The organism is Flavobacterium sp. HJJ (assembly GCF_015351475.1).
Taxonomy (GTDB): Bacteria; Bacteroidota; Bacteroidia; order Flavobacteriales; family Flavobacteriaceae; genus Flavobacterium; species Flavobacterium marginilacus.
In genome coordinates, this window is the sequence record NZ_JADKPR010000016.1 from 39,436 (window position 1) to 51,963 (window position 12,528).

A 12,528-nucleotide genomic window follows, 5' to 3' on the forward strand; every position below is an offset into this window, starting at 1 on the left:
TGTTTTTTTTAAAAATCTGTGGCTAATTTAATCTGTTTGGTATTAGTTGAAGGAAAGTCATAAAAAATAATTTAAAATTTGGAAGTTCCTATTTTTAATATATATTTGTTCTATGGTATAAGTAGTATTTAAATTGTACTTATATCAAAAAAAAAATGGCAACTCAATACGTCTCTTTTGGAGAAAGGCAAGGTTTATTGGTACTTGGTATTCCTTGCCTATGTATTGTTTTTGATTAATTAAAATGGAATAGAATACTTTTCACATTATTTTGAGCTTACTTATCATGAATAAAAATATATATAGTGTAATTGCAGCAATTAGTTTTGCAGGTTTTTCAGCTTATGGACAAGAAAATAAAGCGTTAGCAGTTGTTTCAGCAGCTGATTGTAAGGCTATGTGTAAGGTAAATACATCCAAAAAAGCATTATTGCTGCAATCCATTAATAAAACTTCAGAAGAGCATACAGCAGCTTCGACCGGAGGAATGGTCTGGGTTGATGGAGGCGAATTCAGCATGGGAACCAATGATTATCCCGATGCAAAACCTATTCACAAAGTAAGTGTTAAAGGCTGTTGGATTGATGAGCATGAAGTAACTAATGCGCAGTTTGCTGCTTTTGTGAAGGCCACTAATTATGTAACCATTGCCGAAAGACCATTGGATCCAAATGATTATCCAGGTGTTCCGCTCGAGAATTTAGTGCCAGGTTCGGCGGTATTTGTGCCTCCAGTAGGAAAGGTGGCTTTGGATAATATACAGCAATGGTGGCAGTACGTTCCGGGTGCCAGCTGGCAGCATCCTGCTGGGCCAGAAAGCAGTATTGCTGGGCTGGAAAATTATCCTGTAGTGCAGGTTAGTTATTTAGATGCTAAGGCTTATGCCGAATGGGCAGGAAAAAGGCTTCCAACCGAAGCCGAATGGGAGTTTGCAGCAAGAGCCGGAAGACCTTCTGCAAAATATTACTGGGGTACGGAACTCAAGCCAGACGGAAAATGGGCAGCGAATATTTTTCAGGGATCTTTTCCGGATAATAACACAGCCGAAGATGGTTTTACAGGAGCAGCTCCGGTAAAATCGTTTCCTAAAAATCCATATGGGATTTATGATCTGGAAGGAAATGTATGGGAATGGTGCAGTGATTTATACCGAGACGATTATTATAAAAGCAGTGCAGTTGATAATCCCACCGGGCCTTCGGCCAGTTATGACCCAGAAGAACCGGGTGTAGAAAAACATGTTCAAAGAGGCGGTTCTTATTTATGCAGCGATCAATACTGTATTCGTTATGTGGCGGGAAGCCGCGGTAAAGGAGAGACTACAAGTGCCTGCAATCACTTAGGTTTCCGCTGTGTGAAGGATAAATAATAAAAACGAAAGCTGAAAACAATAATTTGATATGACATTAAAAACAAAACAATTTACTATTCATGAAGATTGGGCAGCAGTGCTTTTAGGTTTTTTGATAATTGGAATTTCTCTTTTTATTTACCTGCCTTCGGTTCCTGTATTCAAGTGGTCAAACGGGGCCGATCTGCAGAATAATGTATGCAGCGGTACGAATATAAAAGAACTTTTTCTGCAATTTATTTACCTTTTAGGGATTGGTATACTAGGCGTTTTTTTGGTTGGGAAATCGGTTAAGAAATTTTTATTGGGTTTTCCAATAGTGTTTGTATTGACAGTAGCGGCCTTGATTATAGCGGGTAATACTGTAATCAAGGGGCTCAATTTAGAGGCAGTTATTTTCAGCCTGATTATAGGATTGTCTATAGGTAATTTTTTCAAGCTTCCAGAATGGTTCCGCACCGCACTTTCAACCGAAATTTTTGTAAAAATCGGTTTGGTATTGTTAGGAACCGGTGTCATATTTTCGGATATACTAAAGGCAGGTTCTCTAGGGCTGATTCAAGCTTTAGTGGTAGTTTTGTCCGTTTGGTATTTTGCTTTTTGGGTGTGTAAGAAGCTTAAAGTTGATGAGGAATTAGCCTTAATGATTTCCAGTGCTGTTTCCATCTGCGGTGTTTCGGCTGCGATTGCAACATCCGGAGCCATCAAAGGCGATTCGAAGAAACTGTCTTATGTCATTTCAATGGTATTGGTAACGGCCATTCCAATGATGATTTTTATGCCAATGGTTGCCAAGCACTTCAATTTTGCAGAAGAAGTTACAGGAGCCTGGCTCGGTGGCAGTATCGATACTTCGGGAGCTGTTGTTGCTTCGGGAACATTAGTTGGAGAAACTGCTTTGAAGATTAGCACAATTGTTAAATTTTCGCAGAATGTATTACTGGGATTAGCAGCTTTTGCGATATCCGTTTATTGGTCGTATGCCCAGAATAAATCATCGGATGCTGTTACGGCGAAACCAACTTTAGGAGTTATCTGGGAACGTTTTCCAAAGTTTGTGATTGGGTTTATTGTCGCTTCTTTGGTTTTTTCTTTTCTGATTTCCCCCGAAACAAGAGATACGGTTAAAGACAGTCTGAAGAATCTCCAGGGGCTTTGGTTTGCGCTGGCTTTTACCAGTATTGGATTGGAAACTAATTTCAAAGATTTGTTTACTAATAATAGCAAAAAGCCATTGTACGCTTTTTTGACAGCTCAGCTGTTCAATATTATAATCACGCTTCTGATTGCCTTATTATTGTTTGGCAAATAAGGATTTTTTTTTAGAATAGGATATCATTGTGCACGGCCAATCTTTAGAAGAATTGGGTATAAAAACTGCTGTCCGTCAGTAATTAGTGTTTTATGACACAACCCAGGATGTGGATGTATCCATAGAAACACTTTGGAAGTTAAAAAAATATGACTATCCGCAAAGCATACTAAATCTTTTTTTTGCCGCTGATTACACAGATTCTCACAGATTTTGCATGCATTTTTTTAGAAATCTGTGAGAATCTGTGTAATCTGTGGCCAATTTTATCGATTTGGTATTAGTCACGGATAGTCATATAAAAAATAATAAAGCATAAAAGTTAAACACAAAAAAGTCTGTTCGTCTTGTCTTTTGATGAGATTAAGGCTGGTAAAAAATATTTTTGGAGATTAAAATTTCCAAGACAGGAAGTGAAAACTTCCCGCTTAAAATCTGAACTTGGTTAGTTTGGTTAGTTAATTTTACTTGATTTTTTTTTTTGTAAGTGCAGTAATTCATTTTTTGAAAATACTGCACTTTTTTTTGTAGGATTTATTACTGTTAACATTTTTTTTGTGTTAATTAGTCGATTTTTTTTGTTTGTTGGCGAAGTTTTTAATTATTTTTGGAGCAACTAATTTTTAAACCGAGTAAATGAGTAATAAAATTACGCTGCTAATTTTTACTGTATTCTTTTCATTCTCTTCTTTTGCAAATTTTTCAAAAGCAGAAAAAGAAGTCCTTATAAAATTAAACCAAGCTACCAATGGAGCTAAATGGATTAATAAATGGGATCTTTCTTTACCGATTGATAAATGGTATGGAGTAAAAGTCGTTGATGATAAAGTGGTTTCGATAAATTTGAAAAACAATAATTTAACAGGGCGTATACCCGTAGAAATTACTACTTTACTGAATTTACAGGAATTAAATTTAGGCACCAATTTATTGAATGGCGAAATACCGCTCAACATTGGTAACATGAAAGCTTTAGAGGTATTAGATCTTTCTTTTAATAAGATGACTGGTTTTATCCCTGTTTCTATCTGTACGCTTCCAAATTTAAAAGTATTAATGCTTGACCGTAATATCTTTTCTGGTGAGCTGCCACAGCAGATAGGAAAACTGTCTGCGCTTGAGAGTTTATCTTTATATGAGAACTCTTTCCAAGGTTCGCTGCCGGTTTCTTTTTACGAGTTAAAATCTTTGCGAACACTTTCTTTATATACTAATAGATTCACTGGAAAATTAAGTCCTTCGATTGGGAATCTGGTATTGTTAGAAAATCTGAATCTTTTTGATAATGACTTTAAAGGGCAGGTGCCTGCAGAATTAGAAAAATTAACTCGTTTAAAAAAATTAAATATATCCTATAATCTGTTTTCAGGTCAGGTATCCAATAAATTATCGCTGTTAGATAAATTAAATATGACCATGAGAAACGAAATAGGAAATGTAATTTCTTTACCTATAAAAGGATAAAATCATCCCGTAAGAGTAAAGAGATTAAGAAGATTGTTTGTTTTAATTACACTTAGTTAGATTTACCCTGTAACTTCATACATTACAGGGTTTTTCGTTTTTTACAGCTGAGGTAATTTCAATTAAGTTTAAATTTTACTCCTTAAATGAAAAGTGAAGTTGTTTTAATAATAGCTTAATGTTATAAATTTGATAATTTACAGCTCAATATTATATCAGTTTCTTTTTTTTATCTAATTTTATTGAGAATTCAGCTGAAATAGAAGCTGAAAAGATTAATTTTAATTTATCCACATTTTAATTATAGAATTATGATAGTACAGTATCAAGGAGAGCAAAACGGAGTTCCATCAATATTTACTTTAAGAATCATTGGAAACAATCTGTCAAAAAGCAGTTCGAATTATCAGATAGATTTATTGAAAGGAGATAAGCCTCTGCCAATTTTTACAAGTTTTATACATCAGAGTTTATCAAATTGCCTGAAAGAGATTTATTTGTTCAGAAAACATAACAAAATTACATTCGATGCTGCTTCAGAAAAAGTAGCGCCCAAATTAGTTCCTTATGATTTGGTTTTATACAATGCCCACAAAGAGGGATTGTTTAAATCCTAAGTTATTTTTTAGATATTATAAAGAGACTGTTCAGATTGAACGGTCTTTTTTTTTGCCGTATGTTTTGTTCAACTGTCAGTATCACTTATTTTTTAAGAAAGATTCTGAAACCGTTTTCTCTAAGTAATTCTACTCTTTGTTTTTCAGAAGCATAATCCAGAAGCAGTATTGATTATGCTGATTTCCTGTTTCATTTTGGGCAGTCTGTCTATAGTTTTGAATGATACGTCCATTATTAAAAAATCAATAATTTATAATTTTATCCTTAAATAAAATGCCATAAAAGCGGGTATTAATAACAAATTGTTACTAAAGCTAATGTGATTTTTGGCATTGGAAAAGTTTAGCAAATTCAACGATAGTTTTAAGTTTCTATAAATCTATATGGAGATGTATTTTTAAAATTATCAAAACAAATAAATATATAAGAAACTAAAATTACAGTAAAATGACAAAAATGACCTTGAGTATTAATAGATTTATGAAAAGCGCAGCTTCTTTTCTTGTTTTTCTTTTATTTGTAACTAACGGATACTGTAAAAACGATAAGGAAACCAAAACCGCATCGGCAGTACTGGAAAGACTTATTGGAAAACGGGCAAATGAATTTGACTTAATTATTGCTGAAAAAAAAGACTCCAATGAAACAGATTGGTTTGAAGTGGAAACAACAGCAGCAAACCGAGTTAGAATTACTGCCTCTTCGAATGTTGTGATTTGTTATGCTGCTTATAATTTTCTTAGAGATATTGGAGCAGTTTTAGTCAGCTGGGAGGGAAACAGAATCGATTTGCCTAAGAGCTGGCCAAAATATTCAAAAAAACAGTCTACACCTTTTAAATACAGGGAATATTTAAATGCCTGTACTTTTGGATACACTACTCCATGGTGGGACTGGAAACGCTGGGAACAGGAAATAGACTGGATGGCTTTTCATGGTATTAATCTGCCTACAGCATTGGAAGGGCAGGAAGCAGTATGGCAGCTGTTGTGGAAAGAATATGGGTTAACAGACAGTCAGTTACAGGCGCACTTTGCAGGACCTGCATTTTTGCCTTGGCAGCGAATGGGAAATATCAATGGTCTGGAAGGACCGCTGCCACAAGACTGGATAAATAAAAAAGAAAGCGTTCAAAAACAGATACTGCAAAGAATGAAGGCATTAGGAATGCATCCTGTTGTGCCTGCTTTTAGCGGCTACGTACCTAAAGCATTCGCAGAAAAACACCCAAATTCAAAGATTAGTGAATTAAATTCCTGGTCAGGAGGAGGTTTTGAAAGTACTTATTTATTGGATTCTAAAGATCCTTTGTTTAAAGAAGTTGGTAAGCGTTTTATAGAAATTTACACAAAAGTTTATGGAGAGGCTGATTTCTATCTAGCCGATTCATTTAATGAAATAACACCGCCAGTTTCAAAAGAGCATAAAAACGAGGAACTGTCAGATTATGGAAAAACCATTTTTGAAACCATAAATGAAGCTGCTCCAAAAGCAACCTGGGTTATGCAGGGATGGCTTTTTGGGGACAATAAAGAATTTTGGACTAAAGAAGCTACTAAGGCTTTCTTAAGCAAAGTGCCAAACGGTCGTTTAATGATTCAGGATTATGCAAATGACCGATATAAAGTATGGGAAAATCAAGAGGCTTTTTATGGAAAGCAATGGACCTATGGATATGTGCATAATTATGGGGGATCCAATCCAGTTTACGGGGATTTAAATTTCTACAGAAACGAGCTGACAAGCTTATTGAAAAATCCAAATAAAGGCAATGTTGCCGGCTACGGAGTAATGCCGGAAGGATTAAACAATAACTCAATAGTTTACGAATACATTTATGACCTTCCTTGGTCACAGGGTAAAGAATCTGTAAATGACTGGATGCATCAGTATCTAAAAGCCAGATACGGCAAAAAAACTTCTGCTCCTGTTTTTCAGGCTTGGCAATTGCTGTTAGAGTCCGTTTACAGCACTAAATACTGGGAAACGCGCTGGTGGAATGACTGGGCAGGAGCTTATCTTTTTTTTAAAAGACCTACATTAAAAATTACAGAATTTAAAGGAAATCCAGGAGATAAGGAAAAGCTGAAACAGGCTTTGGATATTCTGAAAAAAGAAGCTAAAAACTTCAGTAAAGAGAGCCTTTATAATTATGATCTGCTGGATGCATCCAGACATTATTATTCACTTATTATTGATGAACAGCTGATGGAATGCGTCAAAGCTTATCAGTCAAAAGACATAAAAAAAGGCGATGAATTGTTTAAAAAAATCGAAAAGTATGCTTTGGATATTGATAATATGCTTTTGGGACAGCCTTTGAACAGCTTAAATAATTGGGTGAAATCGGCTTCTGATTACGGAAACACTCCTGATGAATCCAAATTGTATATAAAAAATGCAAAAACATTAATAACGCTTTGGGGTGGAGAAGGACACCTGAATGATTATGCATCAAGATCGTGGCGCGGTATGTATGCATCCTTTTATTGGTCAAGATGGAAAATGTTTTTACAGGATTTAAGAAAATCATCAGCCAATAACATTCCGTTTGATGAAACGAAAGAAAGAGAAGCCATAAAACAATGGGAAGTAAAGTGGACTGAAAACAAAGAAATGCATTAGTATGTCATCATTAATATCTATCAATAAATAAAAATAAAAGCAATGTTAAAAAGTGAAATAGACAAAGCGACAAGTTTTGAAAAACGATTTGAAAATATTGGAACTGTAGTTTATGAAAATTCGGTAATAGGTTCCAAATCGGTGGCTAAAGAAATAGCTGATTTGATAAGAGAAAAGCAATCCCAAAATCAATTATGCATATTGGGACTTGCTACAGGATCCAGTCCAAAAAGCTTATATGCGGAACTGGTGCGCCTTCATAAAGAAGAAGGTTTGAGTTTTAAAAATGTAGTATCATTCAATTTAGATGAATATTACCCTATGGAACCCGATTCAATAAACAGTTATGTGCGGTTTATGCATGAATTACTTTTTGATCAGGTAGACATTCTTCCGGAAAATGTGCATGTTCCAGACGGAACTTTATCGAAGGAAGCAATTGGGGATTACTGCAGTAATTATGAAAGTAAGATCGAAGCTTTGGGAGGTATTGATCTGCAGGTTTTGGGAATAGGGGGCAACGGGCATATTGGATTCAATGAGTCAGGTTCGCTTCAAAATTCAAAAACGCGTTTAGTTGCTTTAGATCATATTACTCGTGTGGCAGCAAGCAAAGACTTTTCGGGTTTAGATAATACACCAAGAACAGCAATTACTCTAGGTGTAAAAAAGATTATGGAGGCCAAAAGAGTTATACTGCTGGCTTGGGGTGAAGGTAAATCAAACATTATCAAAGACTCTGTTGAAGGACCAGTGACTAATCAGATTCCGGCAACTTTTCTGCAGGAGCATAATAATACCACTTTTGTTTTAGACAAATCTGCAGCTTCAAAACTGACACGTATTAATACGCCTTGGCTGGTTGAAAATGTAGTCTGGACAGATACTCTTATCCGAAAAGCGGTTTTGGGGCTGGCGCAGCATTTGAAAAAACCAATATTAATGCTGACTGATGCTGATTATATTGAAAACGGAATGAGTGATCTGCTTGCAGACTTAGGTCCTGCTTATGATATTAATATTGGAATTTTCAATAAACTTCAGAATACCATTACCGGGTGGCCGGGAGGCAAACCTAATGCAGATGACAGTAAGCGTCCTGAGCGGGCAGAACCAGCGCAGAAAAGAGTTCTTATTTTTAGTCCTCATCCGGATGATGATATTATAAGTATGGGCGGCACCTTTAAGCGTCTGCATGAACAAGGACACGAAGTGCATATAGGTTATCAGACATCTGGAAACATTGCAGTAGCTGATGATGAAGCACTGCGTTTTGCCAATTTTGTATGTGATTACAATGTAAAATTTGGAATTGCGGGCAGTGAGGCGGATGATATTTACAAAAAATCAGTTCAGTTTATTCAGAATAAAAAAAACAGCGAAACCGATATTCCGGAAGTCAGAAACATAAAAGGCCTTATCCGAAAAGGAGAAGCACAAGCCACCTGTCATTTTGTAGGATTGCCGGATAATCAGATTCATTTTATGGAACTTCCGTTTTATGAAACTGGAACGATAGAGAAAAAACCATTAGGAGAAGAAGATATTCAAAAAACGATGGATTTGATTGAGAAAATAAAGCCTCATCAAATTTATGCTGCAGGAGATCTGGCAGATCCGCATGGAACTCATAAAGTATGTTTGGACGCAGTTTTTGAAGCAGTGAAAAGACTAAAAGAAAAAGAATATATGAAAGACTGCTGGGTTTGGCTGTACAGAGGCGCATGGCAGGAATGGGGAATAGATGAAATTGAAATGGCGGTTCCGATGGGACCAGATCAGGTGCTCGAAAAAAGAAAAGCCATTTTTAAACATCAGTCACAAAAAGACGGAGTGGTTTTTCAAGGTTCAGACAGCAGGGAATTTTGGCAGCGTGCCGAAGACCGCAACAGAGAGACGGCTGCAATATACCATCAGCTTGGATTAGCACATTATGCAGCAATGGAAGCCTTCGTAAGATGGATATATTAGTAAGGTTTTAAGCATATAATAAAATAAAAACTTGCTTCTCATCCCTTATTGTCATTGGGTTTATTAAAAACATCCATATTTATGAATAATCTGTCCATTCTTCTGATAAATCATTAATATTAATTTTGACAAACAATTAACCAAATAACTAATTTAAATCTAATATGGAAAAACTTAAAATTTTATTATTCGCATTTTTTGTGACCTTGTCATTTAACAGCTGGGCACAAAAAACAGAAATTACAGGTTCGGTTTTGGACGAGAAGGGTATGCCGCTTCCGGGAGCAAATGTACTTGAGAATGGTGGCACAAATAGTGCTATGACAGATTTTGACGGGACATTCAAAATATCTGTTTCAGATAAAAATGCTGTTTTGGTTGTTTCTTTTGTTGGTTTTGTAGAACAACGTGTCAAATTAGACGGAGCCAAATCAAAGTACACAATTAGATTAACTTCTACTTCAACTAATTTAGAACAGGTTGTAGTAGTTGGGTATGGAAAAGGAACACGTAAAAATTTAACGACAGCTGTTTCTTCTGTAAAAGCTGATCAGTTAAATAATGGTGTAATTGCAGACGTTGGTCAATTACTGCAGGGTAAAGTTGCAGGTTTGAATGTTTCGGTTAGCGGTGATCCTACAAAAACATCTTCAGTGGTTTTGCGCGGGGCTTCAACATTAAACAGTTCTCAAGGACCTTTTTATGTTGTAGATGGTATTCCTGGTGTTGATATTTCAATTATTTCGCCAGAGGATATTGTTACTGTTGATGTATTGAAAGATGCGGCTGCAACAGCTATTTATGGTAATCGTGCTGCCAATGGGGTTATTATGGTAACAACAAAAAGAGGAAGCAAAGATAAAACTCAGGTTAATTACAGCAATTATTTTGGTTTCGAAAAGGTTTCAAACCAGATTGACATGATGAATGCAGATCAGTTAAGAGCATTTACGACTAAAAATAATTTAAGTTTTACCCCTGAAAATGATAAAGGAGCAAATACAGATTGGCAGAAAGAAATCCTTAGACCTGGATATGCTAATTCAATGAGCCATAACCTTTCATTAAGCGGCGGCGGTGAGCATGGTAACTATTTTGCAAGTGTAAGCTATATGGACAAAGAAGGAGTTCTTATTGGGAATAACTTTTCAAGAACAATTGCACACTTAGCGATAGAACAAAATGCTTTCGATGATCATGTTAAATTTGGTTTGAATGTAACCAATTCGAATAGTGTTTACAATAACGTCCCTCAGCGTAACGTGGTACTTTTACAATCAATTAGCCACCTTCCAGTTTCACCGGTAAGAAATGCAGACGGAACTTATTTTGAAAACTTCATTCAAACAGGTTATTTCAATCCTGTTGCGATGATTAATCATGGTGTTGATGATACGAAAGCAAATAATTTTGTTGGTAGTTTCACTACTGAGGTAAAACTTCCTTTTGGATTTTCTTATAACTTAAATCTTTCTTATCAGCAGTTAAATTCACTGCATGGTGAGTTTTATGACAGCTATTATTCAAAATATAATAGTGCCAATTTTTACAATAACCCAGATCCACCGTATACACGTTCATTGGTGAATTTTGGAGTAAATGGAGCAGCTTTAAGAAATTCATACCAAACAAATAATACTATTATTGAAAGTTTCTTGAATTGGGATAAAACTTTTGGTAATCACAAAATCAAAGCTGTTGTGGGGTATTCATGGCAGGAAGATGTTTTGGGTGACGGATTTCAGGCAACAAACACAAATTTCCCTGTAGATGATGTTAGCTATAACAACCTTGCTTTAGGTAACTATGCTTCAGTTTCTGGTTACAGAGTTGATTTTGGAGATAGCAGAGCGTATCAGAAAAAACGTTTGATTTCTGAATTTGCACGTTTGAATTACAATTATAAAGATAAATACCTTTTACAAGGATCTATAAGAAGAGACGGCGGATCAGTATTTGGAATCAATAATCAATGGGGTTATTTCCCTTCTGTAGGTGGTGCATGGAGAATTGAAAAAGAAAATTTCATGCAGAATCAAAAGTTTTTTACTGATTTGAAACTTCGCGGAAGCTGGGGTGAAACAGGAAACTCTTCTGGATTCAACGCTTATACTGCTCAATTTATTTCAGGAAGTTTAGGAACATTCTATTATAACGGACAGCAATCTGGTGCTTATGGACCAAATCAGGCGGCTAATCCAGATTTGAATTGGGAAAAAACAGCTACTGCAAATATTGGTGTTGATTTTACAGTATTAAAAGGTATATTGTCAGGTTCTGTTGATTTGTATAGCAAGAAAACTACGGATATGATTTATAATTATTCTGTAAATCCAGTACTTGTTCCAGTAGGATCAATTGTTGCAAACGGCGGTAATATGACAAACAAAGGTGTTGAGGTTGCTTTGAGCAGTACTCCAATTAGAACTGAAAAATTTAGCTGGACAACAAGTTTGAATTATTCACGCAACAAAAATAAAATTACTAAATTGACAAATCCATATTTTATTGGAGGAGATTCAATACGAAGAGTACAGCCAGACGGTGGCGGACAAACAGGAAGTACTTTGCAGATTTTCAAAGAAGGAAAACCTCTTGGACAGTTCTTTACGCTTCAATATGCAGGAAAAAATGCAGCGGGTGTTTCTCAGTATGTTGCCAAAGACGGAACTTTAACAACAAACCCGCAGATTGGTGTAGATTACCATTATGCAGGAAGTGCACAGCCTAAATTTTTGATGGGATGGGATAATAATTTCACATACAAAAGATTTGATTTGAACATATTTTTCCGTGGGGTATTTGGTAATAAAATTTTCAACGCAACTCGTGCTGATTTATTCAGACCAAGTACTGCAATGACTAATAACATTCTAGTAGATGCTGCAGATGAATCACCAAATGACCTTAATGCTTATAAATATTCGACTCGTTTTATAGAAGACGGCAGTTACATCCGATTAGACAATATGACTCTTGGATATGATTTTGGTAAAGTTGGTAAATACATCAAAAAAATCCGCTTGTATGAAACAGTAAATAATCTGTTTGTTATTACTAAGTATTCTGGAATTGATCCTGAAGTAGAACAAGGAGGAACAGCTCCGGGTGTAGATTCAAATAACTTTTATCCAAAAACCAGAACCTTTTTGTTTGGTTTGAATGTGATATTCTAAAAACTAAATTG

Annotated in this window: 7 protein-coding genes; all 7 read left to right on the forward strand. The window is 35.6% G+C overall.

Annotated features, from left to right (window positions below):
• Positions 1–286 precede the first annotated feature (286 nt).
• The 7 genes from IRZ80_RS13400 (at position 287) to IRZ80_RS13430 (ending at position 12,517) form a co-directional block, all read left to right on the forward strand.
• Positions 287–1,369, forward strand: coding sequence for a formylglycine-generating enzyme family protein (locus IRZ80_RS13400; protein ID WP_194642078.1), 1,083 nt, complete (start codon positions 287–289; stop codon positions 1,367–1,369).
• A 31-nt stretch (positions 1,370–1,400) separates the two neighbouring features.
• Positions 1,401–2,663 (forward strand): YeiH family protein, encoded by a 1,263-nt coding sequence (locus IRZ80_RS13405; protein ID WP_194642079.1) that lies wholly within the window; start codon positions 1,401–1,403, stop codon positions 2,661–2,663.
• Positions 2,664–3,299: 636 nt separating this feature from the next.
• A complete protein-coding gene (locus tag IRZ80_RS13410; RefSeq protein WP_194642080.1) occupies positions 3,300–4,127 on the forward strand; it encodes a Two component regulator three Y domain protein in 828 nt (275 codons plus the stop codon).
• A 311-nt stretch (positions 4,128–4,438) separates the two neighbouring features.
• On the forward strand, positions 4,439–4,744 hold the full coding sequence (locus tag IRZ80_RS13415; RefSeq protein ID WP_194642081.1) for a hypothetical protein: 306 nt from the start codon (positions 4,439–4,441) through the stop codon (positions 4,742–4,744).
• Between the two features lie 448 nt (positions 4,745–5,192).
• The gene (locus tag IRZ80_RS13420) at positions 5,193–7,370 is read left to right on the forward strand and encodes an alpha-N-acetylglucosaminidase (protein WP_194642082.1); all 2,178 of its coding nucleotides are present in this window, start codon (positions 5,193–5,195) and stop codon (positions 7,368–7,370) included.
• A 42-nt stretch (positions 7,371–7,412) separates the two neighbouring features.
• Positions 7,413–9,341: a glucosamine-6-phosphate deaminase gene (nagB, locus tag IRZ80_RS13425; RefSeq protein ID WP_194642083.1), complete on the forward strand. Its 1,929-nt coding sequence runs from the start codon at positions 7,413–7,415 to the stop codon at positions 9,339–9,341.
• A 164-nt stretch (positions 9,342–9,505) separates the two neighbouring features.
• Positions 9,506–12,517, forward strand: a complete 3,012-nt coding sequence (locus IRZ80_RS13430; protein ID WP_194642084.1) for a SusC/RagA family TonB-linked outer membrane protein — start codon at positions 9,506–9,508, stop codon at positions 12,515–12,517.
• The last annotated feature ends 11 nt before the right edge of the window (positions 12,518–12,528 follow it).